Annotated in this window: 21 protein-coding genes and 1 pseudogene; 11 read left to right on the top strand and 11 right to left on the bottom strand. The window is 68.8% G+C overall.

What is annotated here, in order from left to right; translation table 11 throughout:
- Positions 1-87: 87 nt before the first annotated feature.
- On the bottom strand, positions 88-1,170 hold the full coding sequence (locus IEX18_RS13715; protein ID WP_188659292.1) for a LacI family DNA-binding transcriptional regulator: 1,083 nt from the start codon (positions 1,168-1,170) through the stop codon (positions 88-90).
- Between the two features lie 161 nt (positions 1,171-1,331).
- Here IEX18_RS13715 and IEX18_RS13710 point away from each other — a divergent pair, with 161 nt between their 5' ends.
- The gene (locus IEX18_RS13710; RefSeq protein WP_188659291.1) at positions 1,332-2,399 is read left to right on the top strand and encodes an NAD(P)-dependent alcohol dehydrogenase; all 1,068 of its coding nucleotides are present in this window, start codon (positions 1,332-1,334) and stop codon (positions 2,397-2,399) included.
- Between the two features lie 33 nt (positions 2,400-2,432).
- On the opposite strand, the gene IEX18_RS13705 is transcribed toward IEX18_RS13710, so the two are convergent.
- A complete protein-coding gene (locus IEX18_RS13705) occupies positions 2,433-3,506 on the bottom strand; it encodes a catalase family protein (RefSeq protein ID WP_188659290.1) in 1,074 nt (357 codons plus the stop codon).
- 186 nt (positions 3,507-3,692) lie between these two features.
- Between IEX18_RS13705 and IEX18_RS13700 the strand changes: the two genes are divergently transcribed.
- Complete coding sequence (locus tag IEX18_RS13700; RefSeq protein ID WP_188659289.1) at positions 3,693-4,457, top strand: Crp/Fnr family transcriptional regulator; 765 nt, start codon at positions 3,693-3,695, stop codon at positions 4,455-4,457.
- A gap of 62 nt (positions 4,458-4,519) precedes the next feature.
- Here IEX18_RS13700 and IEX18_RS13695 read toward each other — a convergent pair.
- From IEX18_RS13695 to IEX18_RS13685, 3 genes and pseudogenes are all read right to left on the bottom strand, one after another.
- Positions 4,520-5,719: pseudogene (locus IEX18_RS13695) on the bottom strand (hypothetical protein).
- Positions 5,720-5,846: 127 nt separating this feature from the next.
- Positions 5,847-6,242, bottom strand: a complete 396-nt coding sequence (locus IEX18_RS13690) for a YbaN family protein (RefSeq protein WP_188659288.1) — start codon at positions 6,240-6,242, stop codon at positions 5,847-5,849.
- A complete protein-coding gene (locus IEX18_RS13685; RefSeq protein WP_188659287.1) occupies positions 6,235-6,807 on the bottom strand; it encodes a biliverdin-producing heme oxygenase in 573 nt (190 codons plus the stop codon). The genes IEX18_RS13690 and IEX18_RS13685 overlap by 8 nt, the downstream gene beginning before the upstream one ends.
- A gap of 230 nt (positions 6,808-7,037) precedes the next feature.
- Between IEX18_RS13685 and IEX18_RS13680 the strand changes: the two genes are divergently transcribed.
- Together IEX18_RS13680 and IEX18_RS13675 are read left to right on the top strand one after the other, a co-directional pair.
- A complete protein-coding gene (locus IEX18_RS13680) occupies positions 7,038-8,039 on the top strand; it encodes a bile acid:sodium symporter family protein (protein ID WP_188659286.1) in 1,002 nt (333 codons plus the stop codon).
- A 117-nt stretch (positions 8,040-8,156) separates the two neighbouring features.
- Positions 8,157-9,860 carry a tannase/feruloyl esterase family alpha/beta hydrolase gene (locus IEX18_RS13675; protein ID WP_229664566.1) on the top strand — a complete coding sequence of 568 codons (1,704 nt, stop codon included), beginning with the start codon at positions 8,157-8,159 and terminating at the stop codon, positions 9,858-9,860.
- Between the two features lie 7 nt (positions 9,861-9,867).
- Here IEX18_RS13675 and IEX18_RS13670 read toward each other — a convergent pair whose 3' ends face one another.
- Positions 9,868-10,377, bottom strand: a complete 510-nt coding sequence (locus IEX18_RS13670; protein ID WP_188659285.1) for a DUF3237 domain-containing protein — start codon at positions 10,375-10,377, stop codon at positions 9,868-9,870.
- A gap of 69 nt (positions 10,378-10,446) precedes the next feature.
- Between IEX18_RS13670 and IEX18_RS13665 the strand changes: the two genes are divergently transcribed.
- The 6 genes from IEX18_RS13665 to IEX18_RS13640 all read left to right on the top strand — a co-directional run bounded on the left by IEX18_RS13665 (position 10,447) and on the right by IEX18_RS13640 (position 19,134).
- A complete protein-coding gene (locus tag IEX18_RS13665; RefSeq protein ID WP_188659284.1) occupies positions 10,447-11,514 on the top strand; it encodes an alpha/beta hydrolase in 1,068 nt (355 codons plus the stop codon).
- Positions 11,515-11,573: 59 nt separating this feature from the next.
- Complete coding sequence (locus IEX18_RS13660) at positions 11,574-12,572, top strand: LacI family DNA-binding transcriptional regulator (RefSeq protein ID WP_188659283.1); 999 nt, start codon at positions 11,574-11,576, stop codon at positions 12,570-12,572.
- A gap of 120 nt (positions 12,573-12,692) precedes the next feature.
- Positions 12,693-12,848, top strand: a complete 156-nt coding sequence (locus IEX18_RS13655; protein ID WP_188659282.1) for a hypothetical protein — start codon at positions 12,693-12,695, stop codon at positions 12,846-12,848.
- 3 nt (positions 12,849-12,851) lie between these two features.
- Entirely contained in the window at positions 12,852-15,227 is a 2,376-nt protein-coding gene (locus IEX18_RS13650) for a TonB-dependent receptor (RefSeq protein ID WP_188659281.1), read from the top strand.
- 27 nt (positions 15,228-15,254) lie between these two features.
- Positions 15,255-16,253 carry an alpha/beta hydrolase gene (locus IEX18_RS13645; protein ID WP_188659280.1) on the top strand — a complete coding sequence of 333 codons (999 nt, stop codon included), beginning with the start codon at positions 15,255-15,257 and terminating at the stop codon, positions 16,251-16,253.
- Positions 16,254-16,329: 76 nt separating this feature from the next.
- Positions 16,330-19,134: a PAS domain-containing protein gene (locus IEX18_RS13640; RefSeq protein WP_229664565.1), complete on the top strand. Its 2,805-nt coding sequence runs from the start codon at positions 16,330-16,332 to the stop codon at positions 19,132-19,134.
- A gap of 309 nt (positions 19,135-19,443) precedes the next feature.
- On the opposite strand, the gene IEX18_RS13635 is transcribed toward IEX18_RS13640, so the two are convergent.
- Together IEX18_RS13635 and IEX18_RS13630 are read right to left on the bottom strand one after the other, a co-directional pair.
- Positions 19,444-20,556, bottom strand: a complete 1,113-nt coding sequence (locus IEX18_RS13635) for a LacI family DNA-binding transcriptional regulator (RefSeq protein ID WP_188659279.1) — start codon at positions 20,554-20,556, stop codon at positions 19,444-19,446.
- Positions 20,553-23,216 (bottom strand): glycoside hydrolase family 3 C-terminal domain-containing protein, encoded by a 2,664-nt coding sequence (locus tag IEX18_RS13630; protein WP_229664564.1) that lies wholly within the window; start codon positions 23,214-23,216, stop codon positions 20,553-20,555. Before IEX18_RS13630 ends, IEX18_RS13635 begins: the two co-directional genes overlap by 4 nt.
- Before the next feature lie 199 nt (positions 23,217-23,415).
- On the opposite strand from IEX18_RS13630, the gene IEX18_RS13625 reads away from it, so the two are divergent.
- The gene (locus tag IEX18_RS13625) at positions 23,416-24,507 is read left to right on the top strand and encodes a LacI family DNA-binding transcriptional regulator (RefSeq protein ID WP_188659277.1); all 1,092 of its coding nucleotides are present in this window, start codon (positions 23,416-23,418) and stop codon (positions 24,505-24,507) included.
- 12 nt (positions 24,508-24,519) lie between these two features.
- Here IEX18_RS13625 and IEX18_RS13620 read toward each other — a convergent pair whose 3' ends face one another.
- From IEX18_RS13620 to IEX18_RS13610, 3 genes are all read right to left on the bottom strand, one after another.
- Positions 24,520-25,185, bottom strand: a complete 666-nt coding sequence (locus IEX18_RS13620; RefSeq protein ID WP_188659276.1) for a hypothetical protein — start codon at positions 25,183-25,185, stop codon at positions 24,520-24,522.
- Between the two features lie 38 nt (positions 25,186-25,223).
- A complete protein-coding gene (locus IEX18_RS13615; RefSeq protein WP_188659456.1) occupies positions 25,224-25,535 on the bottom strand; it encodes a hypothetical protein in 312 nt (103 codons plus the stop codon).
- 155 nt (positions 25,536-25,690) lie between these two features.
- Complete coding sequence (locus IEX18_RS13610) at positions 25,691-26,350, bottom strand: hypothetical protein (RefSeq protein WP_188659275.1); 660 nt, start codon at positions 26,348-26,350, stop codon at positions 25,691-25,693.
- Positions 26,351-26,390: the final 40 nt, after the last annotated feature.

Below are 26,390 nucleotides of genomic sequence, written 5' to 3'. Positions count from 1 at the left end.
CGAAGGCGAAGCGCGGTTGCGCCTCAGCCTCGTCGACTATGCCTGGGACTGACGAAGAGTGGTCGGCCGGCCGAACGTCATCCGGCTCTACCGCGCCCGCGCCGGGGGACGGCGGCGGGGAGCGGCGTCGGACTGGCGGCGGATCAGCGTATAGTCGAGCGTCTCGTGCCGCACTTCCGCCGGACCGCCGCGCTTGCGCAACATGCCTGCCAGCAGTTCGACCGAGGCACGCGACATGTCGGCGATCGGCTGGTGAATCGTCGTCAGTTCGGGCCAGATCGTCGTGGCGATCGCGCTATCGTCGAAACCGCAGACGGTGAGATCGCCCGGCACGTCCAGCCCGCGGCGATGGGCGACCGCGACCGTGGCCGCCGCCATGTCGTCGTTGCTCGCGAAGATCGCGGAGGGCGGATCGGCAAGGTCGAGCAACTCGTCCGCCGCGTCGAGTCCCGAGCGGTAGGTGAACAGGCCCTGGGCGACCAGCGCCTCGTCATAGGTCATGCCGGCCTCGGCCAGCGCCGCGCGATAGCCTTCCAGCCGCTCGCCGCTCGCGGTGAGATTGGGGTTGCCGGTGATGAAACCGATCCGGTTATGGCCCAGATCGATCAGGTGCCGGGTCATCGCCTGGGCGGCGGCGCGGTCGTCGATCGAGATCGCCCCGGCTTCCGCCGGCGGGCAGCCGGTCGCGACGACCACGGTCGGGATATGGGCGGCCAGCAGTACGTCGAGCACCGGCCGCGCGTCGCATAGCGGCGGCGGCAGGATGACGCCGTCGATGCCGCTGCCCACCAGCCGCTCGGCGACGGTACGCGCCTCCTCGCCGACCTCGCACTTCTGGACGACGAGCTGGATGTCGGATCGCCCGGCCTGATCGAGGCTGCCGACCAGGAATTCGCTGAGATAGGCGGCCGATGGGTTGGAGTAGAGCAGCGCCATCCGCAGCTGCGCCGCACCGGCCAGACTTCGCGCCGCCGGATTGGGCGCGTAGTTGAGTTGCGCGATGGCGGCGTTGACGACCTCGCGCGTCGCGTCGCGGACGTTCCCCTCAGCATTGATGACGCGCGAGACGGTCATGGTGGAAACGCCGGCGAGCGCGGCGACGTCGGCGATCGTCGGAGCTCCTCCCTGGCGTCCATGCGCGGTGCGGGGCTTGCGGGGAGGTCGGGTCATGCCCGTTTGTAGCAGGTGCGCTCCTAACGGAAAGTCCATGCGATACAGAAAATGCCGAACCGGCCGCATGCCATCCAAACGCATCCTTTTGCGACGGGCGGGCGTTGCGGCGTTGGCAGCTTCCCGCCGCTTTCACCGATCCGAACACCCCAGAGGACATCATGACCAGCACCGCACACGGCTATGCCGCGCAGGCGTCGGATACGCCGCTCGCCCCCTTCAGCTTCGAACGCCGCGATCCCCTGCCGGGCGACGTCGTGATCGACATCCTCTTTTGCGGCGTGTGCCACTCGGACCTGCACACCGCGCGCGGCGAGTGGGCCGGCACGCTCTATCCCTGCGTGCCGGGGCACGAGATCGTCGGCCGCGTCGCGGCGACCGGCAGCGCGGTCGAGCGGTTCAAGGTCGGCGACGTGGTGGGCGTGGGCTGTATGGTCGACAGTTGCGGCCATTGCCCGTCGTGCCGCGACGGCGAGGAGCAATATTGCGAGACCACCGGCTTTACCGGCACCTATAACGGTCCGGATCCGGTGCTGGGCGGCCATACCTTTGGCGGCTATTCGAACCGGATCGTGGTCCGGCAGGAATTCGTCCTGCGGGTCGGCCATGGCGAGAAGGACTGGGCCGGCGTCGCCCCTCTGCTCTGCGCCGGGATCACCACCTATTCGCCGCTCAAGCACTGGAAGGTCGGGCCCGGGCAGAAGGTGGGGATCGTCGGGCTGGGCGGCCTTGGCCATATGGGCGTGAAGATCGCCGCGGCGATGGGGGCGGACGTCTATGTCTTCTCGACCTCGCCGAGCAAGCGCGACGATGCCATGCGGCTCGGGGCCAAGGACCTGATCGTCTCGCGCGACGCGGAGGCGATGGCCGCGCATGCGGGCAGCTTCGACTTCATCCTGAATACGGTGGCGGCGAGCCACGATCTCGATCCGCTGCTCGCGGCGCTCAAGCGCGACGGGACGATGACGCTGGTCGGGGTGCCCGAGCATCCGCATCCCTCGCCGTCGGTCGGCAACCTCGTCTTCCGCCGCCGCGCGCTGGCCGGCTCGCTGATCGGCGGCATCGCCGAGACGCAGGAGATGCTGGACTTCTGCCAGGAGCATGGCCTGACCGCGGACATCGAGATGATCGATATCGCTGACATCAACGAGGCTTACGAGCGAATGGTGAGAAGCGACGTCAAGTATCGCTTCGTCATCGACATGGCCTCGCTGAACGCCGCCGCCTGATCGCAGCGGTGGGTGCAGGAAAGGCTGAGGGGATCACTCCGCCGGCTCGTGGATCGGGCAGCCATTGGCCCGGGCGCGGAAGTCGGCGGAGTGGCGGTAGGTCTCGCGGCGCGCCCGATTGATGTTGCCGAGCGGCTGGTGGGCGGCGAGGCCGGTCCAGATGCTGAACCGCAGCGCCTCATTCACTGTCTGCACCAGGCGCGGATCCCAACTGTCCTGCGCCCGGGCCCGTAAGGTCGCGACGCGGATGAAGGGCGCCTCGGCCTCGTCCCACAGCGTGGTCGGATCCTCGACCGGCTGCCGTTCCAGATCGCGGCAGAGCTGGACCCGGAATTCCCATTCCGCGTCAATCTGGCGCATCTCCGTGCGCACGTCCTCACGCACCGCGTCGGCGCGCCCGTCGACGTCGATCTCCTTGCCCGACAGCGCGGTCATGGCCGGGGCGATGGGCCGCACGCTGAACTTCGCGATGTAATCGCCATAGCGGAAGGGCGTGGCGGAGAAATAGGTCTCGCCCAGCGGTTCGGCATTGGGAGCGCCGCCGAGCGTATTGACCGTCGGGCTCTCGACGCCGACCACTTCGAGCACGTGGCGCACGCCGCGCAGGGCCGCAGACATCGCCTTTTTGGTGCCCTCGATCCGGTCGGTGGTGCGCGCGAGCAACTTCAGATTGCCGAGAAACTTCGCGGCGGTCTTCGCCTGGAAGATCGGGGCGTTGACCAGAACGAAGTCCTGCGTCCTGCCCTCCGCGCCCGGAAGCCGCTCGCCGTCGACATCGAGCACCTTGATCGCCATGCCGCGCGGCAGGCTGATCGCGTCGGGCAGGATGTCGCCGGCATTGGTCGACAGGCGGATGAAGACCTTGTGCGTTCCGGCGTGAGCGAACAGGCCTTGCGCCAGTTCAGGCGGCAGGTCGGCATCGACGATCAACTCGCCCGACAGCACGCCATGGGACTTGGCATGGACCGCGCGGACCGCGTGACCGTAATCCTCCGCCGTCCGCTCCATGATGGTGTCGAAGCTCTGGTTGAGTTCCTCTATCGTCTCGGTTTCATCCGATTGAGCCTGCTCGACTTCGGGGACATAGCGGACCGGGGCGGAGATCATGATCAATACTCATGCGGCGGGCGAACCCTGATCAACAAGGAACACCACGTAATCGAGCGAAGTTTCAGTACGGAACCGGGCAGAATGCGCTTCGGACCCGCGGCATCTCTTTTCCAAGACCGTCAGTCCCCATAGTCACGGCGTGGCGATTGCAGTTTTTGCGTATTGAGTAGCGAGAGGGGAACGATGACGGTCGGCGGCACGGATCGGGGGATCGGCTTGGAGCAGGCTGGCAATGTCTTGCTGCGCGCGCTGCCGCCATCGGCGTTCGCGCTCCTGTCCCCCCATCTCGAACGCGCCGCCTTCTCCGTCGATGATGTGCTTGCCGAAGCGGGGGAGCCGATCACGACGATCTTCTTTCCCGAAGGCGGCATCGCGGCCTTGCTCGACCCGGTGGAAGAGGGGCCGCGCCGGCTCGCGGTAGGGTTGGTCGGACGCGAAGGGTTTGTCGGCTGGCCGGCGCTGATGGGCGACGACCGGTGGCCGCATGACGTGATGCTGCGGGCCGAGGCCGGAACGCTGCTTCGGATCGACGCCGCCAGGCTGTCCGCCCTGGCGGAGGAGAATGAGGTGCTGCGCACGGCGCTGCTTCGCTTCGTCCATGTCGCGACCATCCAGATGGGGCGGACGATCGTCTCGTCGCTCATCCACCCGGTCGAACGGCGAATGGCGCGGTGGATCCTTCTCTATCACGATCGCCTCAGCAGCGACGAGATCTGCCTGACCCATGAGGAGTTCCGGCTGATGCTGGGGGTCAGGCGATCGAGCGTGACCGAGGCGCTGCACCGGCTCGAGGCGGACCATGCGGTGCGGGCGCTCCGCGGCAGGGTGATCGTGCGCGATCGCGACAAGCTGGCGGCGCTGGCCGGCGACACCTACGGGCATGCCGAGCGCGAATATCGGCGGCTAATCGCCGATCTCAACGAGCCGGATGCCAGGCGGCGGGCCTAGCGAGGTCAGGTTTCTCCTTTGCGAGGGACCAGGACGACCGGGCGAACGATAGGGGCTCCCGACTAGAGCGCCCAGTCGAATTGCAGCCAGAGCTTGCGGGTATCCGTCGCGAAGCGATCCGCGTCATAGTCCGCGTAGCGCAGGCTGGCGACGGTGCGGCCGATCTTCGCCTGGGCGAGGAGGTCGATCTCGTTGCCGTAATGGCGTACGAGCCGATCGCTCTTGAACCGGTGATAAACCGCTGAGAGCGAGATATTCTTGAGCGTTCCTAACTGCTTCCAGTTCCAACCTGTTGAAGCGTAGAGATCGCGGACGCCATCGGGCGGGGTGGTCGTGAACTTGTCGGCCCAACCCTGGAACTTGAAGACCGCCGCGAGGGGTGTCTGGAAGCTCGTCAGCGCGACGCCGCGATCCGCGCCGAGCACCTCATAGCCCGCGCCGAGCCGCGGCCCCGCGAGGTCGACGGCCACATCGGCCAGCCAATAGTCGGCACGATAGTCATTGGGATTGCGGTGCCAGTCGGACTGCCGAGCGTGGCTGGCCTGCCACGACAGGGTCGACCGCCCGACAGGGCGGCTTCCGGCCAGACGGACGCCATAGCTCTGGCTCGACAGCCGAAAGCCCTGCACGGCCGCTTCGTCCTGGTCGACCAGATAGGCGAAACCCGACAGCGTTCCGATCGGCGTCGTCCAGCCGAGGATCGCGAACACATTGTCGCCCGATACGGCAGGCTGCCGGGCACCGTTGCCGTCGATTCCCCAGACGGTGTGGACCTTCCAGGATTAGGTGATGTCGGCCTTCACGCCCTTGATCGGGGCCACTTCCGCGCGGACGGCATCGAAGCTCTGGCCGTTGTTGCGGATCGCCGCGGCGCCGACGAAGCGCTCATCCTCGAGGATCAGGCGCTGCCGGCCGCCGGTGAGCGTGATGCCCGGCGCACGATACTGAACCTGCGCGCGATAGAGGCCGATGCTCTGCGGATCGCCGATCAACGGTCGGCGAGCGTCCGGATGCACGCCGTCGAAATAGTCGCCGACGATCGCGAGATTGCCCTGCGCCTCGGCCAGCGCCGACCACCGTCCCGCTTCCAGCGAAAGACCGGTGCGCAGCCGGACGGTGACCGCATCCGCAGCGTCGGGCAGCCCGCCCTGATCGACATGCTCCCAGCGGAGCCGCGCTTCGGCGAGCGGCTTGAGCGTCTGCCCGACCGCCGGCGTCGCGGCGCATGCGACCGCCAAGGTGATGAGCGCCGCGCGCTTCATAGTTGCGAATCCCCCCAAGATCGTCGCCGCCGGCTTATCGCAGAGCCTGTGCAGGTCGCCAATTCTTTCGATGCCTTACCGTCTCGATCGACGAAATGTGCTTCCTAATCAACAGGAAGGAGCAGGCTCATTCCTCGACCTGCGAGGAGTGCGAACGTTGTCGCAGCACATAAAGAGCGCAGAGTCCGATCGGTATGGCCGCCGCGAGGCTGGGCCACAGCAGCGGCCAGGTCCGCCAGGCGATCAGGCCCAGTCCGGCCGCCATTCCCCCGCACGCCATCGCCTTCGCTCTTGGCGGGATGACGCGCTCGCGCCGCCAGCCGAGGATCAGCGGGCCGAACCGCCGGTGGGCGAGCAGCCAGCGTTCGAGCCGCGGCGACGAGCGCGAGAAGCAGCCCGCCGCGAGGATCAGGAAGATCGTCGTCGGCATCAGCGGCAGGAGCGCGCCGATAATCGCCAGCCCGACACAGGCCCAACCTGCCGCGGCCCACAGCAGGCGGCGCCAGACGCGTCCCTCAGCCAAGTTCCCGCTCGGCGAGGGCCCGGAAGCGGGCGAAGGCGTCGCGGGCGGCCTCGATCATCCTGTCGTCGTCCGCCATGGCGAGCGGCGCGGCGTCCAGCGCGGCGGTGAAGCTCCGCCAGTGCGCGCTGCGTCCCGCTTCGTGGCCGGCGAGGTGACGCGCGCCGAAATCCGGTCGCAGTTTCAGGGCGGCGGCATGGCGCAGCAGGATCGCCGCCCCGAGCGAGGAGCCTTCGGCGACATAGAGCCATCCCAGCGCCGCCGCTGGGCCCAGGTCGAGGGCCGCAGCCGGCGGCGGCAGCGGTCGATCGAGGTCGGCGAGGTCCGCCTCGATCGCATCGAGCCGGCTCCGCCGGGTAAGATCGGGGATCAGCAGGCCCAGCTCATGGTCGGCATAGAGCGGCGCCAGTGCCGTGTGGAAGCCGTGCTGGACTTGCACAAAGGCAGCGTAGCGAAGGCGCGAGGCGAAAGGATCGAGCTCCATGATGCGACGGTCGAGCCGCTCGTGCGCATCGGTCGTCGCAGCCTTCAGCCGGGCGGCCCGACCGGGGCGGAGAGTGGGGGCCATGCGGCGCTTTCATCGTAGGGAAGGATGAGAGATAGTAGGTCGGATCGATCCGCCTGCCTATCCCCGGTTGCGGACCATTGCCACGGATGCCGCGGCCGCACCGTAGTGGACCCGGAATGGTTATAGGTGCAAACGTATTCACCATAGCGGCGGGTGGTCAGAGCGGGTCTGCACGCCTAATTTCCGTGCATGACCTTCATACGCTATGCGGGCCCGGCGGAGCCGCGGCCATGACGCGCCGATCGCTGCTGGCGCGGGTCGACCGATTCAGCCTGATGCTGCTGGCGACGGTGGGCGTCGCGAGCGTGCTGCCCTGCCGGGGTGTCGCCGCTACCCTGTTCCATCTCGTCACCACCGCCGCGATCGCGTTGCTGTTCTTCCTCCACGGTGCGCGGCTTTCGCGGGAAGCCATTGTGCAGGGAATGACCAACTGGCGGCTGCACCTGACGGTCCTCGCCATCACCTTCCTGCTGTTCCCGCTGCTCGGCCTCGTCGCGCGGGCAGGAGGGGCGGCGATCCTGGCGCCCCCGCTGGCGGCGGGGCTGCTGTTCCTGACGCTGCTCCCCTCGACGGTGCAGTCGTCGATCGCCTTCACCGCGATCGCCCGCGGCAACGTCCCCGCGGCGGTATGCAGCGCGTCCGCCTCCAACCTGATCGGGATCGCGCTGACGCCGCTTCTGGTCGCGTTGCTGATGGGGGGCGCCGCGAAGGTTTCGGGCGAGGAGGTGTGGACGATCGTGTTCCAGCTGCTCGTCCCCTTCGTGGCGGGGCACCTCTCGCGGCCGCTCACCGCCGCGTTCGTCGAGCGTCACCGCGCCATGCTGGGCGTCGTCGATCGCGGTTCGATCCTGCTCGTCGTCTACACGGCCTTCAGCGCGGCCGTCGTGGAGGGGCTGTGGAGCCGGATCCCCGCCGTGCAGCTGTTCCTGATCTGCCTGATCTGCGCGATGCTGCTGGGCTTGGTGATGGCGATGACCGCCTGGACGGCGCGGCGCCTCCGCTTCTCGCGGGAGGACGCGATCGCCATCCAGTTCTGCGGTTCGAAGAAGAGCCTCGCCTCGGGCGTGCCGATGGCGGGCGTGCTGTTCCCGGCGGCAATGGTCGGGCCGATCATCCTGCCGCTGATGGTGTTCCACCAGATCCAGCTCCTCGTCTGCGCCGCCCTGGCGCAGCGCTACGCCAGCCGCCCCGTCGAGCCGGGTCTCGCGCGCGATGCGGTGTTGGGAAGCTGACGGACAGTCGTCTTCACCACGGTCGCCGTCCGGCGCGCGAGCGAGATCGCTGTGCGCGATTGTCAATGATCGCGCACGAAGGTAAACGATTGCGCGAACGATAAGAGGGGATCGGCGATGCGGGCGATACTGGCGGGTACTGCAATGGGCTCGGCCGTCTTCGCGCTTTCGTCGGTGGTTGGTGACGGAGCGGCGGCGACGGCCGTACCGGCCGATCAGCCGGCCTTTGCCGGGCAGTGCGCTGCCCTGACGCTGCGAGGGGCGCGTCTGACGGCGCGGCGCTATCATGCGGGGGGCGAGCGGGTGGCGCTGGCGACCCAGCCGGGGGCGCCTCCGGCCAGTGCCGCGCTGCCGGCGCATTGCGAGGTAGAGGGCACGCTCCACGAACGAACGGGCGTGGACGGCCAGCGCTATGCGATCCGCTTCCGCCTGCGGCTGCCGCAACAGTGGAACGGCCGTTTCCTGTTCCAGGGCGGCGGCGGCACCAACGGCGTGGTGGGCGATGCGACCGGCAATACCGGCGGCTCCGGTCCCGGGCCGCTGGCGCAGGGCTTTGCGGTGCTCGCGCAGGATTCGGGGCACGACAATGCCACCAACAGCGATCCGGCACGCGGGGGCGATGGCGCCTTCGCCTATGATCCGCAGGCGCGAGCCGATTATGGCGGCGCCTCGCTGCGACCGGTCACGCTGGCGGCGCGGGGGCTGGTGCGGTCGCTCTACGGCAAGGATCCGGCGCACAGCTATTTCGTCGGCTGCTCCAAGGGCGGGCAGGAAGGAATGGTGCTGGCGCAGCGCGAGCCCGATCTTTACGACGGCATCGTCGCCGCGGCGCCGGGCTTCTCCTTACCGCGCGCGGCGCTGGCCGAGGCATGGAATGTCCAGGCCTTTGCCGGTGCGATCCGCGCCGCGGGACAGCCGGTGACGATCGCCGCCTTGGCCGCCGCCATTCCCCCCGCGCTCGGTGCGCGGGTGCGGACCGCGGTGCTAGAGGCCTGCGACGCGCTCGATGGGCAGGCGGACGGCATCGTCGGCGATCTGGCGCGCTGCACCTCCACCCGCGTCGTGCCGCGGCTGAGAGCGGCGCAGTGCAAGCCGGGCGCCCAGGGCAACTGCCTCAGCGGCGCGCAGATCGACGCTCTGCTCAAGGTGCATGACGGCGTGCGCGACCCGGCGGGACGGTCGATCTATCCCGGCTTTCCCTGGGACGCCGGATGGTTCGACGATGGCTGGCGGATCTGGATGACCGGTCTGGCCACCGTACCGGCGCTCAACGTGGTGCTTGGCGGACCGTCGCGCGCGACGATCTTCAGCACGCCACCGCAGCCGATCGGTCCGACGCCGGATGCGATGCTGGCCTATCAACTCGCCTTCTCGCCCGCGCGCGATGCAGCGGCGATCGATGCCCGCGGCAGCGGTTATGCGCGCTCCGCCTGGGAGGATATCGGCGCGCGCTCGTCCGATCTGTCACGATTCCGAGCCCGGGGCGGACGGTTGATCGTGCCGCATGGCGGCTCCGACCCGGTCTTCTCGCTCAACGACACGATCGCGTGGTGGCAGGAGGTCGATCGCCGCAACGGCGGCCAGGCCGCCGGTTTCGCGCGCGTCTTTCCGGTGCCGGGCATGGGGCATTGCGCCGGCGGCCCGGCGACCGACCGCTACGATGTCCTGACGGCGCTGACCGCCTGGGTCGAGCAGGGGCGGGCCCCCGACGCCTTGCCCGCCCGGGCGGGGCCGGGCAGCCCCTGGCCCGGCCGCGAGCGGCCACTCTGCCGCTATCCTCTCGTCGCGCGCGGGAGGGGCGGGGCGATCCGCTGCAGCTGACCGACGGCTAGCGGGCCGCCGGGACCGCGCGATAGATGCGGATATGGACGGAGGGATGCGCCTGGTCGGTGCCCGGCGCGATCGTCCCGACATAGGCGCCGCCGTTCAGCCATGCATAGCGACCCAGCGGCGCCTCGAAGGCCGGCGTCGAGAGGAGCGCGGCGGGCTTTCCGGCCGCGTCCGGGCACAATCGCGCGTCGTTGACGATGTTGATCGTCACCCCGTCATCGGTGCGCAGCATATAGTCGGCGTGAAGACGCGTGCACCCGCCCTCCGCATGCAACTGCCAGTCCCAACCGCCGGGCAGCACGGCGCCGCGGATACGCGCGCCTTCGAACCGGCCGCCGGTGATGCGGATCAGGCTGCGCCCGCCCAGCGGCGTCCTGCCCGCATCGATCGACTCGCCCAGCAGCACCTCGGCGGCGAACACCGGCTCGAGCGAGGGTGCCGGCTCGGTCGGCGGCACCGCTCCGGCGAGCAGCATGGCGGCGATCGATGCGGTGACGGCGGCAGGCATGTCTCTCTCCCTTGACTTTGTCTGCGTAATCGTTTGCCTTTGTGTCAGGCTTGTCAATGAGAGGATGCCATGGTCGAGATCGCGCGCCGCGAGCTGATGCGCATGGGCGGCGCTTTGTCGCTCGCCCTTGGTGTTGACGGGGTGGCGGTCGCGGCGGGGGCGTCCCCGGACCCGCTGGCACATGTCGCGCCCGAGCTCCGCGAGGCTGCGCGGACCGTGCTCGCAATGGGCGCGGCGATCAGTCCCATGACCGATGCGAAGATCCCGACGCTGCGCAGCGTCGGCGAAAAGATGGCGCCACCGCCGCTGCCCGGCGTGCCCGTCGCGACCTATCGCGTGCCGGTCTCCGCCGCGATCCCGGACGTCACCGTCTATGCGATCAATGCCCGCCCCGGAACGCAGCGACCGGCGATCCTGCACACCCATGGCGGCGGCTTCGTCGGCGGATCGGCGCGGGCGGAACGGCGCTACTTGCAGGGGATCGCGCAGGCGCTCGACTGCGTGATCGTGTCGGTGGAATACAGCCTCGCTCCCGAGGCGCGCTGGAGCCGCTCGGTGGAGGAGAATTATGCCGGGCTGCGCTGGCTGCACGCGCAGGCCGCGACGCTGGGGGTCGATCGATCGCGCATCGCGGTGATGGGAGAAAGCGCGGGTGGCGGCCATGCCGCGCTGCTCGCGATTCGGGCGCGCGATCACGGCGAGTTGCCGCTGGTCCTGCAGGTGCTGATCTATCCGATGCTCGACGACCGTACCGGCAGCACCGTCACGCCGCCCCCGTTCGTCGGTGCGGTCGGCTGGGACGCGCAGGCGAACCGCTTCGGGTGGCAGGCCTTGCTGGGCCTGCCGCCCGGCACCGCGCGCGTGCCTGCGGCTGCGGTGCCCGCGCGGCTCGCCGACCCGGCCGGGCTGGCCCCGGCCTTCATCGCCGTGGGCGGGGTCGACCTCTTCGTCGGCGAGGATATCGACTATGCGCGCCGCCTGACGCTGGCGGGCGTGCCGACCGAATTGCTGGTCGTGCCGGGTGCCTTCCACGCCTTCGACCGGGTGGCGGAGCAGGCGCCGCAGTCGATCGCGTTCACCCGGGCGAAGATGGACGCGCTGCGCCGCGCCTTCGGCCTGGCGTCGACCACGGCCTGAAACATCTTGTCGGCCGGGCCGGGGCGGATAAGCAGGCAGGCGGAGACAGCGGAGCCGATGTGCGCGTCAAGAACCTGAAGGAATTCGCGGCGCTGGCGGGCGTCTCGACCGCGACCGCGTCGCGCGCGCTGACCGGCACCGGCCGCGTCAGCGACGAGACCCGTGCACGGATCGCAGCACTGGCGGAGCGGCTGGGCTATCAGCCGAACATCATCGCCCGCAACCTGCGCACGCAGCGGACCAATGCGATCGGCGTGCTGGTGCCGCTGGGACATGACGCGCTCCAGCATCTCTCCGATCCGTTCTTCAGCACGATGACGGGCTTTCTGGCCGATGCTCTGGCCGATCGCGACTATGACCTGATGCTGTCGCGCGTCCTGCCGCACGACGACCGCTGGCTCGACCAGTATATCGGGCGCGGGCGGGTCGACGGGATCATCATCATCGGCCAGTCGGACCAGCGGCACGTGATCGACATGGTGTCGCGCAGATACATGCCGATGGTGGTGTGGGGCGCACATATGCCCGAGCAGCATTACTGCGCCGTCGGATCGAACAATGTCGCGGGCGGCGCGCTGGCGGCCGGGCATCTGGCCGATCGCGGCTGTCGCCGTATCGCCTTCGCCGGACCGAGCGACAGCCCCGAATTCGCGCAGCGGCTCGACGGCGTGCGGCAGGCGCTGGCGGGCAGGGGTCTGGACCCGCCGATCGTGCTCGCCGCCCATCACGAGCCCAACGCCGCCTATGCCGACCTCTCCGCATTGTTCGACCGGCTGGAGGCCTTGCCCGACGGGATCGTCGGCGGCTCCGACGTCACGGCGACCGCGGTGCTGCGCCTGCTCGCCGAGCGTGGCCATCCGGTGCCGCAGGCGGTGCGCGTCGTCGGCTATGACGGCCTGCCGCTCGGCGAGCACGTCACTCCGCCGCTGACGACGGTCGACCAGCAGTTGCGGCACGGCGCCGAACTGATGGTGACCTTGCTGCTCGACCGGATCGCCGGGGTGGCGGCACCGTCGCAGCGGATCGAACCCCGACTCATCGTACGCGCCTCCAGCTAGCGCGGCTCTGGCGTCGCGGCGGCGACCATAAGGTCGAAGACGGGCGTAAGAACCGCCGCAGCGCGCCCGGCTTCTAGGCGCCCATCTGACCAGCGGGTTCGTCTAACGGCACTCGACGCGGTGTTTGCCGATCCCGCAATCGACCTGCTGATCCGATCGGGAAGCGCGAGCACGGCTTTTTGCTGGATTTCCGAACCCGGCATCAATATGCAAGCGCAAACGATTGCGCAAAAGCTGCTGAAGCCGTCGCCCGAGAGCGGCAAATTGGGAGAGTGAAGGATGACGTCGCGAATCACGCTGCTGGCCTCGACGGCCCTGTTCGGGCTTGCCGCCCCTGCCGCCGCCCAGACTGATCCCGCCGGCCCGGCCGCCCAGCCCGTCACCACCGTGCCACCGACCACCGACGCCGCGGACCAGTCCGCCGATATCGTCGTCACTGCGCAGAAGAGCAGCGAGACCCTGTCGCGCGCGCCGATCGCGGTCAGCGTCGTCTCGCAGGCCTTGCTCGACCGGCAGGGACTGACCACCGGCGAGCAGCTCGCCACCACGGTGCCGACGCTCAAGCTGTCGCAGAACGGCTTCGCGATCCGCGGCATCGGCAGCAACAACGGCTTCAGCGGCTATTCGACCGTCGCGACCCAGTTCGACGGGATCTACAACCCGTCGTCTGCGGCGCTGACGCTGGGCTTGTTCGATCTCGGCTCGATCGAGGTCCTGCGCGGGCCGCAGGGCACAGTCTATGGCCGCAACGCGACGGCGGGCGTCGTCAACGTCAACACCGCCGATCCCGGCCGGACCTATGGCGGCAGCGCCAGCGTGCAATATGGCCGCTTCGACGATGTCCGCCTGCAGGCCGCGGTCGACCTGCCGGTGAGCGACACGCTGGCGGTCCGCGTCGCGGGGTTCCGGCAGGTCAATGACGGCTATGGCCCGCGCTACCGCACCCGCCGCTTCGACCAGGCCGACCTGCTCGGCGCGCGGGTCACGGCGCTGTGGCGCATCGCGCCCAGCCTCACCTGGCGGCTGTCGGGCAGCTATGGCGAGAATCGCGGGACCGCGGCCGGCGTTTTCCTGCGCAACTACAACTATTATCCGCAGGCCAATCTGGTCGCAGGCACCTTCGGACCGGTGACGATCATCCCGTCCGACGCGATCAACCCCGGGCTCGATACCGTCACCGAGAACCGCCAGAACCTCCGCAGCTACGATGTGCGCTCCCGCCTGACGTGGGACGCGGCGGCTGGGCTCAGCTTCACCTATCTCGCCGGCTATCTGAAGCTCAAGAACGACGGCGTCACCGCGGCCAGCGGAGTGTTCTCGCAGGAATATATCGGCCAGGCGACGGAGAGCTGGTCGCACGAGCTCGACGTCAACTACCAGACCGGGCCGCTCAAGCTCGTGGCCGGTGCCTATCTCTACAAGGACAGCCAGAATGACGGGCAGCGGCTGCTCCATGCCGGCAACACGGCGCCGGCGCCCTTCAACACCGTCTACAATCTGTTCGGCGCCAAGGTGGCGGGAACCGGCAACCAGATTTCGACCATCGATGCGGTCGACGTGGTCAATACCTATTCGGATGTCGGCAGCCGCTCGCGCGCGGTGTTCGGCCAGGCGACGTTGTCGCCGATCGAGGGCATCCGGCTGATCGGCGGCGTTCGCGCCACCTGGGATCGCGCGATCGACCGCGAGCAGCAGCTGGTCTGTCCGGGCAACAGCTTCACCCGCCGGACGGTGAGCGCCGCGACCTGCCCCACCTTCACCATCGCCTATACCGACGATCGCACCCGGCCGGAGGCGAAGTTCAGCAAGGTCAACTGGCGGCTGGGCATCGATGCCGACGTGACGCGCAACGTGCTCGCCTATGCCACCGTCTCGACCGGCTATCGCGCCGGCGGTCTCCAGCCGAGCAGCAATCCGGCCGGCTATCGCCAGTATGCGCCGGAGAACGTGACCAACTACGAGGCGGGGCTGCGCGCCAATCTGCTCGACCGACGGCTGTTCATCGGGCTCACCGCCTATCAGATGGACTATGACGGCTTGCAGGTGTCGACGATCATCGTCGATCCGGTGCAGGGACCGATCCCGGTGACGACCAACGCCGCCAAGGCGCGGATCCGGGGCATCGAGCTGGAAACGACCCTGCGTCCGACCCCGGCCGACCGTCTGTCTGGCTATCTGTCGGTGCTCGACACCCGCTTCCAGGACTTCCGCAACGCCCCGGACAATCTCCGCTCCGCCGACACGGTGTACAACATCTTCGCGCCGATCCTGGGCTTCGCCGCCATCCCCTCCGCGATCGGCGACTTTTCGGGCAACCGGTTGCCCAATGCCCCGAAGCTGAGCGGCCGCATCAGCTATGGCCACGATTTCGCAACCGCCTCGGGCTGGAAGATCACGCCGACCATCGACTTCTATGCCCAGACGCGCACCTTCGCGACTGCCGACAACGTCGCGCAAGGCCGGCTGCCCGGCTATACCAAGACCGACCTCAACCTGCAGCTCGCCGCGCCCGGCGATGCCGTGTACCTCAATGTCTTCGTCTACAACGTCGAGGACCGCCGCATCCCCGTGAACGTCGTCCCCGTCTGGAGTTCGACGACCGCCAGCTATGCCCCGCCGCGCACCTATGGCGTCCGCTTCGGCTTCCGCTATTGAGGGCCTTGTGAAGCAAGGGAGAATGGCGTGGGAGAGGCGATGGGGGTCGATCGGCGGACGCTGCTCGTCGGGGCCGGGGTGGTGGGCGTGGGCGCCGTGAGCCTTTCGGAGGCCGCCGCCGCGGCGCCGCCGCTCCACATCCCCACCGGCGGCGGCGACGTGCCGGACGTGTGGCGCAAGGCCGAACAGATCGCGCTCTGGCCGGGCACGCCGCCCGGCGGACCGTTCACGCCGCTGCCCCGGCCCGCCGGCATGGCGCCGACCTTCGTCAGCAATGTCGACGCGCCGGTCCTGCGCGTCTTCCGTCCGGCCCGTAGCAACGGCCGTGCGCTGCTGGTCATGCCGGGCGGCGCCTATACCTTCGTGTCGATCCGCAACGAGGGGGTCGATGTCGCCCGGGTCTTCAATGCCCGCGGCTACACCGTCTTCGTCCTTACCTATCGCCTGCCCGGCGAGGGATGGCAGCCGCGTGCCGATGTTCCGCTGCAGGACGCGCAGCGTGCGATGCGGCTGATCCGTTCGCGCGCGGCACGCTATGGCATCGATCCGTCCAGGGTGGCGATGCTCGGCTTCTCGGCCGGCGGGCATCTCGGCGCGTCGCTGCTGACCGGTTACGACGAGCGGGTCTATGCGCCGGTCGACGCGGCGGATCGGGAAACCGCGCGGCCTGCCTGTGGGGGTCTGATCTATCCGGTCATCGCGGCCGATGCCCCCTATACCCATGGCCAGTCGGCGCGCATGCTGCTCGGCCCGAATCCTGCTCCGGCCCTGATCGAGCGCCGCTCTCCGGCGCGGCACGTGACGCCGCAGACGCCGCCGACCTTCCTCGTCCACTCGATCGACGACGACGCGGTGCCGTGGCAGAACGCCAGGATGTTCCTCGATGCGCTCCGCGCCGCGAAGGTTCGAGCCGAGGCGCATTTCTTCGAGGAGGGCGGCCACGGCTATGGCATCGGTCCCGACAATGCGCCCGCCGGTCTGTGGCCGCATCTCTTCGCCCTCTGGCTGGAGCGGACGCTGGGCTGATCGGACCGACATGGCCGGGTGACGGGCCGGCCGGCTTGCGGTAGGAAACGCCGACGACGTCATCCGGGAGTGCGCCATGGCCACCGGCCAGGCCGATTTGTTTCGCGAAAGCCTCGCCGCGGGCGGCGAATGCGGCCGCCTGATCGCTGCGACCGACTGGTCGGCGACCGCGCTCGGCCCGATCGAATGCTGGCCCGTCAGCCTGCGCACCGCGACATCGCTGCTCCTGCGTTCGCCCGTTCCGATCGTGATGTTGTGGGGCGTCGACGGGATCATGCTCTACAATGACAGCTATTCGGTCTTCGCCGGCGGCCGTCATCCGCAACTGCTGGGATCGAAGGTGCGCGAGGGCTGGGTCGAGGTCGCCGACTTCAACGACCATGTCATGAAGGTCGGGCTGGCCGGCGGCACGCTGCAATATCGCGATCAGGAGCTGACGCTCCACCGCCACGGCCGGCCCGAGCAGGTCTGGATGAACCTCGACTATTCGCCGGTGCTCGACGAGAACGGCGTGCCCGCGGGGGTCTTCGCCATTGTCGTCGAGACCAGCGAACGGGTGCGGGCCGAGCGCCGCACGCGCGAGGCGAACGACCGGTTTCGCGCATTCCTGACCGCCAGCAACAACTCGATGTACCGGATGAACCCAGATTGGAGCGAGCTGCGCCAGCTCGACGGCCAGGGCTTCCTGCTGGATACGGACGTGCCGACCGGCGACTGGATCGGCACCTATATCGAACCCGAGGACCGACCGCAGCTGGTCGCCGCCGTCGAGCGGGCGGTAGCGACCGGCGAGGTCTTCGACCTCGAGCATCGCGTGCGCCAGGCCGACGGATCGATCGGCTGGGCGCACTCGCGCGCGGTGCCGATCCGGGGGGCGGACGGCCGGATCGTCGAATGGTTCGGCGCCGCCCATGACGTCACCGCGCGCCGCGCCGCGGAGGAGGAGGTGCGCCGCAGCGAGGCGCGCTTCCGGCTGATGGCCGACGCCGTGCCGCAGATCGTGTGGATCACCGATGCGGCCGGCCGCATGGAGTTCCTCAACCGGCAGTTCACGCTGTACACTGGCGCCGACTATGACGCCTTCACCCCTGCCGAAATGGCCGCGAGCTTCATTCCGCCCGAGGATGGCGGGCACGTCGTCGCCGCCTTCGAAACGGCGCTGCGGACGGGCGAGCCGTTTGATGTTGAACATCGCATCCGCTCCGCCGCAGGCGAACATCGCTGGTTCGTCGCACGGGCCGAGCCCTACCGCGACCCGGAGACCGGCGAGATCGTCCGCTGGTTCGGCGTGTCGGTGGACATTCACGATCGCAAGCTCGCTGAGGCGCAGCTGCGCGAGCTGAACGAGACGCTGGAACAGCGGGTGGCGAGCGCGCTGGCGGAGCGGAAGGTCTTTTCCGACGTGCTCGAAAGCTCGACCGCCTCGGTGACCGCGCTCGATCTCGACTATCGGACCCTGGCGATCAACCGCACCAATCTGGATGCGTTCGAGATCGCCTATGGCTGTCGGCCGAACGTCGGCGACAGGCTGCTCGACACGCTGGCGGACCTGCCCGAGGATCGCGAGCAGCTGCGCCGGAACTGGTCCCGGGCGCTGGCGGGAGAGGAGTTCGTCGTCACCCAGGCCTTCGGGTCGGCGGGACGGGAGAGGCGGCACTACGAGGTGCGCTTCGGTACGATCCGCGATGCGGACGGCAACCGCATCGGCGCGGCGAGCACCGCCTATGACGTCAGCGATCGTGTCGATGCCGAACGCCAGCTCGCCGCGGCGCAGGAGCAGCTGCGGCAATCGCAGAAGATGGAGGCAATGGGTCAGCTGACCGGCGGCGTCGCCCATGATTTCAACAATCTGCTGACCCCGATCGTCGGCTCGCTGGACATGCTGCAACACCAGCGGCTGGGCGGTCCGCGCGAGCAGCGGCTGATCGCCGGGGCGATCCAGTCGGCGGAGCGCGCGCGAACCCTGGTGCAGCGCCTGCTCGCCTTCGCCCGCCGTCAGCCGCTCCAACCCGTGCCCGTCGATATCGAGCAGCTGGTCACCGGCATGGGCGAGTTGATCGCCAGCACTACCGGGCCGCAGATCAAGGTCGTGGTGGATGCCGCGGCGTCCCTGCCGCCGGCCAGAGCCGATCCCAACCAGCTCGAGATGGCGCTCCTCAATCTGGCGGTGAACGCGCGCGATGCGATGCCCGAGGGGGGCAGGCTCCGCATCACGGCGCGCGTCGAGCAGGTCGCCAACGATCATCCGGCGCGGCTGAGTCCCGGCCGCTATGTCGTGCTGTCGGTCGCGGATACCGGCAGCGGCATGGACGAGGCGACGATCCGCCGCGCGATCGAACCCTTTTTCTCGACCAAGGGCATCGGCAAGGGCACCGGCCTGGGCCTGTCGATGGTGCACGGGCTCGCCTCCCAACTGGGTGGCGCGCTGACGATCCAGAGCCGGATCGGCATCGGTACCAATGTCGAGCTGTGGCTACCGGAAAGCGCTACGTCGGTCGCGCGCGTCGAGGATGATCGCGCCGCCGCGGCGCAGCCCGACGTGCGCGGTGTCGCGCTCATCGTCGACGACGAGGATCTCGTGCGAATGACCACCGCCGACATGCTCGCCGATCTCGGCTATTCGGTGGTCGAGGCGGCATCGGCCGAGGAGGCGATGCGGCTGATGGTCGCGGGTCGACACGTCGACATTCTGGTGACCGACCATCTGATGCCGGGGATCACCGGCGCGGACCTGATTCGCTGGGCACGGAACGATCGTCCCGAGATCCAGGCGCTGCTCGTTTCCGGCTATGCGGAGCAGGAGGCGATCGGCTCCGACATCCCGCGGCTGGCCAAGCCGTTCCGCAAGGCGGATCTGGCCGGCGCGCTGAGCCGGGCATAGAACCGGCTGACATCATGATGACCTGGTCGTGCCGAGCCGGGTCGAGGCGCGGAGAAGTGACACTTCCTTCGACCGCGCTCGGAGCCAAAGCCTAGCCTTTGATCCACTCGATCTGAAGCAATCGTCATCGCAGCGGAGGCTGTGATCTTCCTCTGGTTGGCGCGCGCCATCAACCGCTCAAGGCCCCAGCCTGGGCTGGAGCGCCGATTCGGGATGAGTGGTTAAGACCCATACGGCATCGCGCTATTGAACCTGCCCCCTGCCACGAGGCTGCTGCAAGATCGGCGCTCTATCGGAAACGCTCCGGCGTCACCCTGACAAGTGCGGGTCCTGGCGCTCGACCGACCGCATTCTCAGGCGCGGCACGCAATCCGACTGGCGGCGGATCAGCGTACAGGCGACCGTGACGTGGTGCGGCTCGCCCTCTTGCGGCGGCTGGTAGAGCATTCGTACGGCCAGCCGGGCCATCTCCGCCAGTGGCTGCCGCACGGTGGTGAGGCGAGGCCAGACCACGGTCGCTATGGCTGCGTCGCCAAAGCCACAAACGGTCAGGTCGGCCGGCACGTCGATACCGCGGCCGTGCGCGATGGCGATCGCGGCGGCCGCCGCCTCGTCGCTGCACGCGAACAGGGCGGTCGGGGGCCGGGCAAGATCGAGCAGCGTCTCGGCCGCGCGCAGTCCCGCGCGATAGCTCGCGCAGCCGGGGGCGATCAGTGCAGCATCGGCCGCCACGCCTGCGGCCTCGAGCGCCTGCCGATAACCCGCGATCCGTGCGGCATCCACCGGGTTCGCCGGATCGCCTGCGATCAACCCTATCCGACGATGGCCCAGGCGCAGGAGATGCTCGGTCACCATCGTCGAGGCGGCTGCGTCGTCGATGCCGATCGACGGGAGGCCCGATCGCTCCTCGCTCGTGCCGAGCGCCACCGCGGGGACGCCCAGGCGGGCGATCAAGGCGCGCAGGTCGCGATCCTCATGCAGCGGCGGCGCGAGGATCAGGCCGTTGACGCCGGCGGCGACCAGCCGCTCGGCCGTCCGGATGCCGTCACCCTCCGGCGCATAGCGTTCGGCGACGACGTGCGAGCCACAGCTGCGGCCCTCGTCGGCGCTGCCCGCCAGCACCTCGTCGAGCCAGGACCCGCCGGCCTCACCGTAAAGCAAAGCCACGCGCATCCGGCGGGTGGAGGCGAGATAGCGGGCCTCGGCATTCGGGGCATAGCCCAGCTGGCGGATCGCGCGATCGACGACCTGCTGGGTCGAGGCGCTGACACGTGCGCCGCCGTTGATGACCCGCGACACGGTCATCATCGAAACGCCGGCCGCCTTCGCGACATCCGCCATGGTCGGCCGGGTATGCCGCCGCCCTTGCGGCAGCGCCCCGACGTCCGCGGACGACGATCCGGCCGGCGCGATGCCGGTCATTTGGGCAGGACTTGGCTGCCGGTCACCCGCACCTCGGCGGCGACGCCGGGTGCGCCGCTCCCCTCCTGTCCGCCGCCTACCCAGAGCCGGTAGCGGCCGGGCGTGACCCGCATCACGCCCTTGTCGTCGGCAAAGGCGAGGTCGCGCGGCGACAGGCTGAAGGTCAGCTGACGCGCCTCGCCGGGCGCCAGCTTCACCCGCTCGAACCCCTTGAGCGAGCGGATCGGCAGCTCGGGCCGACCGACCGGCTGGATATAGAGCTGCGCCACCTCGTCTCCGGCGACGGCGCCTTCGTTCTTCACGGTCACGCCCACGCTTGCGCCCTTGCCGGCGCTCAGCGTCGGCCGCACCGCCAGCCCCGCATAGCCGAAGCGGGTATAGCTCAGGCCGTGACCGAAGGCATATTCGGGCTTGCCGGTGAAATAGCGATAGGTGCGGTTCCGCATGCCATATTCCGCGAAGGGCGGCAGATCGTCGAGCGAGCGGTAGAAGGTGACCGGCAGGCGACCGGACGGGTTGACGGTCCCCGCCAGAACCTCCCCGATCGCCTGGCCGCCGAGCTCGCCGCCATACCAGGCCTGCAAAATCGCCTTGGCCTTGTCACCTGCCTCGCCGAAGCTGACCGCAGAGCCGGTCACTCCGACGATCGCCACCGGCTTGCCAGTCGCGACGAGGGCGTCGAGCAGCCTCTGCTGGACCGGGGGCAGGGCGATGGAGGTTCGATCGCCACTGGCGAAGCCCGGGATCTTGATCGGCATTTCTTCGCCTTCCAGCCCTGCGGTCAGGCCGACAAAGGCGACGATCAGGTCCGCATCGGCCGCCGCCCGCACCGCTTCCTGGCGCAATCCCTCGACCTGCGGCTTCCAGGTCAGTGTCAGTCCGGCGCCGAGGCGCGGCGAGTGATGGGTGAAGGCCAGGCGGAAAGCGCGCGGCTTGCCCGCCTCCATGCGGATCGCGGGCGTCTTCAGCGGCACCCCGGCGAAGCATTTGGATGTGGCGCGCACGTCCGGCTCGCCTTCGATGCTCAGCACATAGGTCTGCTGGTCTTCCGACCAGTCGCAGCGGCGGTCACCGACCTCGAACACATAGTCGCCGGTCGCGGGTACGGTCAGCGTGCCGGCATATTCGGCCGAGAAGGCGGTGCGATCGACGCCGGGAGCGGGCGCGATGCCGTTCCAGTCATTGTCGATCTCCTTCTCGATCCGCGTCGCGACGACCGGACCGGCGAAGCCGGTGCCGTTCCAGAAGCGGGCGGTGACACCCTGCGGCCCGAACACGGTCCGCGGCACGGTCAGCGCGACCTGTTCGGTGAAGGGGGCGCCCTGCGCGAAGCTGACGCGTTCCTTGCCCAGCGCCGTCTCGATACCGTCGAGGGGGAGGGGCTGGCCCACGGGCGTGCCCTTGTAGTTGCCGTTCAGCGCCTCGCGGCTGGCGGCGGCGGGCCCGACCACGAGGATCCGGCGGGCGGTGGCGGCGATCGGCAGCGCACCATCGTTCTTGAGGAGCACGATGCCTTCGCGCGCGGCGCGCAGGGCCACTTCGCGATGGGCCTGGCTGTGGTTCTCCGAATAGGGGATCGAGGCATAGGCGACGCGATCGGCGGGATCGAGCATCCCCAGCCGGATGCGTGCGGCCATCAGCCGCTTGACCGCGGTATCCACGTCGCGCTCGGCCAGCAGTCCCTGTCGCACGGCATTGGGGATCGCGAGATATTCGTCCCTGAAGTTGCAGCCGGTATCCGTCCCCGCCTTCACCGAGACGGCAGAGGCCTGCTCGTAGGTCTTGACGGTCTTGTGGCCGTTGACGAAGTCGTCGATCGCGCCGCAATCGGACGTGACGAAGCCCTGGAAACCCCAGGCTCCGCGCAGATAGTCCTTGAGCAGCAGCGTGCTGCCGCAGGCGGGAGCGCCGTTGATGGCGTTGTAGGCGCACATCAGCGACTGGGCCTTGGCGTCGACGATCGCGCGCCGGAATGCGGGAAGATAGGTCTCGGTCAGGTCACGTGGCGCGACGTCGACGTTGAACTCGTGCCGCAGCGGCTCGGGACCGCTGTGCACCGCGAAATGCTTGGGCGTGGCGACCGCGAGCAGGTACTTCGGATCGTCCCCCTGCATGCCCTTGATGAATTCGGCGCCGAGCACGCCGGTGAGATAGGGGTCCTCGCCCAGGGTTTCCTGCCCGCGACCCCAGCGCGGGTCGCGGAAGATGTTGATGTTGGGCGACCAGATGGTCAGTCCGAAATAGCGGTCGACATTGCCCTCGCGCTGCGCCTGGTTGTAGCGGGCCCGCGCCTCGGTGCCGATCACCCGGCCTTCCGCCTTCAGAAGGTCCTTGTCCCAGGTCGCTGCCATCCCGATCGCCTGGGGGAAGACGGTCGCCTCGCCGGCGCGCGCCAGGCCGTGCAGTCCCTCGTTCCACCAGTCATAGGCCGGCAGGTCCAGCCGCGGGATCGCCGGCGCGCTGTTCTGCATCTGCCGCGCCTTCTCCTCCAGCGTCATGCGCGCGACCAGATCCTCGGCCCGTTTCTCGACCGGCGCCGTCGGATCCTTGTAGACCTGCGCCACCGCCGACGTGCCGATCAGACAGGCGGCACCCGCCAGCCAGAACCGCCGCGTCCTGATCGAACGAAGAGTGAAGGCGCTTTGGGGGGTCGATGTCACGGCAGAATCCTCATCCTGAAAGCCGATGCTTAGCAGCCGATCGGGGGCCGCTGTCGACCGATACGCGCCCATAGCCTCCCCCGATGGCCAACTTGCTCTTCTAGGATCTATGGTACCGGTAACCAACCGCCGGCGCAACCGCTTGTTTGTTACCGGTCCGGTTGACCCGCGCGAGCGGACAGGTCATCGCTGTCGTGACATGACCGGATCGACCCGACGTCCCAAAACGCACAGCGCCAAGCAGAGGGGCGCCGCGACGATCGGCGACATCGCCGCCGCCGCGGGCGTTTCCAAGATGACGGTATCGCGCGTGCTGAGTTCGCCATGGAGCGTGCGGCCCGATACGCGCGAGCGGATCATGCAGCTTGTCGCCGACCTGCACTATGTGCCCAATCGGTCGGCGCGGATGTTGTCCGGGGCCGAACTGCTGCGACTCGGTTTGCTCTACAACTCTCCGCGCAGCTCCTACATCGTCGACTTCCTGATGGGCGCGATCGATCAGGCGTCGATCATGGACATCCAACTCCTGTCGCGCCCCGTCGAGCTCGAGGTCGATGCGCTCGGCGTGCTGAAGGGCATGGTGGCGAGCGGCGTGGACGGGATCATCCTCACCCCGCCGCTCAGCGACGTCGATGCGCTGCTCGCGGTCGCGCGCGCGGCGGCGATGCCGGTGCTGCTCGTCGGCGCCGATCACCCCGAGGACATGCTGTCGAGCATCTCGATCGACGAGGGCGCCGCCGCGCGCGAGATCACCCAGCATCTGATCGCGCGCGGCCACCGCCGGATCGGCTTCATCATGGGCGAGCCGGTCCTCGCCGCGAGCCATACCCGGCTGGAGGGTTTTCGGGCGGCGATGAGCGAGGCGGGTCTGACCGTTGAGCCGGACCTGATCGCACAGGGCTATTTCACCTATCGTTCCGGTCTGGTGGCGGCCGAGCAGCTTCTCGATCGCGACGATCCGCCCACCGCGATCTTCGCCAGCAACGACGACATGGCCGCGGCGACGGTGATGGTGGCGCATCGTCGCGGGCTCGACGTGCCGGACCGGCTGACCGTATGCGGCTTCGACGACAGCTGGATCGCCACCAATATCTATCCCGAGCTCACCACCATCCGCCAGCCGATCCGCGACATGGCGGTCGACAGCATCGTGCTGATGGCGGAAGCCGTCCGAACGGCGCGGCAAGGCAAGCCCTTCGTCCGCCGCCAGGTTGCCGACCACGCGCTGATCGTCCGCCAGTCGGTCGGCGCGCCGAACGAAGCCGTGCCGGCGGGGCGCGAGGACGCGTAGACGCGCGCCCCGTCAGGGCGCGTAGACCCGCAGCCTCGGGAACACCTCTTCCAGCGGCTTGCTGTCCGGCAGCACATAGACATAGCCGCCCTTGCCGCGGAACAGCGGACGCAGGCTGCGGCTGTAAAAGGCCTTGGGCACGTTGATGCAGCCGAAGGTGATGCGATTGTCGCCCGGGTCCGGCGAGAGCATCCGCGCACGCCGCTGCTCGCCCGCTGCGGCGTCCCGCGGAATCGGATGCAGCGCCACGGAGGTCGCGTAGTCGACCCAGAGCACCCGCTCACCGCCGACCGGCAGGCCGAACTTGGCGAGGAAGCGACCGGCCGGCGTGGTCTTCTCCGCCGGGCCGAGATCGGCGAGCTTCTTGTTGCCGACTCCGGGACTCGCCTCGTCGCCGCTAGCGATCCCGATCAGCACGGGCACGGCGGCCAGTGGCTGGCCCTTGCCGTCGAAGAGGAACAGGGCGGCCTGGCTCTTGTCCACGACCGCCCAGGGCAGCGCGCGATTGTCCTTGGCCGATGTCACCCATCGCACGACCCGCATGACCGCCTCGTAAGGGACCAGCGTCGGTTCGGACGGCAGCGGCGCAGCCTCGACGGGAGCTGCAACAGGCGGAGGAGGGACCTTGGCCGGGCCGACAATGGTCAGCCCGGCCAGCCCTGCGAGAATCGCGATCATCCGGCGTGGTTACGCGCCATCTGCCGATATCGCCGCGATCAGTGCCGCGGCCGCTTGGCGCGCTTCTGCTCCTGCACGGTCAGGCGCTGGTCGACGCCATCGACCCGGCCCGACAGCTGCTCGAGCCGCTGGCCGTTGTTCTGCGCCTGACCCGAGGCGGCCTGCGCTTCGGCGAGCGCCGACTTGGCGGTCGTGTCGGTCTCCTGCAGCCGCGCTTCCAGCGTGTCGACGCGCTGACTGACCGGCGCGATCTGCTCGCGCACGAACGACTTGGTGGCGCAGCCACTGACCCCAAAGGCGCCGACCAGCGTCACGACCGCAACCAGCGACTTCGTTGAAATTGTACGCATCATTGTCTTCCACTCGTTTACCAACTGTAACAAACAAGCGGACGCGGCATTGTTCCACAATCGGACATAGGATCGGACGTGCCGCTTCTCCGTCGAGCCGAAACGGAGCATCGGCGTGCCGTGGAATCGGGTCGACTGGTCGTTCGCCCCGCCGCCTAGCGCCGCGCCCGGCGCGGTTTCGACACCGATTCGGCAAAGGGGTCGCGCGGGATCCCGGTGCCGGCGCCCGCGGCCTTCGTCGCGTCGGCGCCCGTTCGACCCAGGGCGGCGACGCAGCGGCGCAACGTGGCAACCGCATCGCCGCTTCCCTCCAGGCTCAGCCGCTCGACCGGGATCCTGCCGCGATCGATATGGAGGAACGCGGACGTCGCAAAATAGGCGGGGAAGCGCCATTCGAAGCTGGTAGCGAAACCCTGCTGGCCATCGGCAGCGATGCCGACCACGAAATGCCTGTCGTAGCGCCCCTTGGAGAGCCGGAAATCGAGCGCCTGCCGGTCACGCGGTTGGATCGTCCAATTGGCATTGAGCACCGAGAGATGGTTCGTCCCGTCGCGATCGAGGCCGAGCAGCAGCGTCGTCGCGCCGAGACGATCGTAGCGCCGCGACAGGAAGCAGCCATCGCCATCCTTGCCGATCGCGACCGTCCATTCGCCGACCGTCTGCGGCCATCCGGATCTCTCGGCGGCTGCGCCCGCGGGCATGGACGTCGTCAGAGCCGTCAGACACAGGGCAGCCCGCGCCAACAGCAGCGCGCGGCAATGCGGCGCGGCGGCGCGCCGCGGCGAGAGGGATTCGGACGGGCTATATCGGATCATCGGCATCATCTCCGCCGACGAACCTAGTGGCGGGCGCCGC

It is taken from the genome of Sphingomonas metalli, from assembly GCF_014641735.1.
GTDB classification, from domain to species: Bacteria; Pseudomonadota; Alphaproteobacteria; order Sphingomonadales; family Sphingomonadaceae; genus Sphingomonas; species Sphingomonas metalli.
Note: the sequence above shows the minus strand (reverse complement) of the source record. Positions and strands in the feature narration are given on the sequence as shown.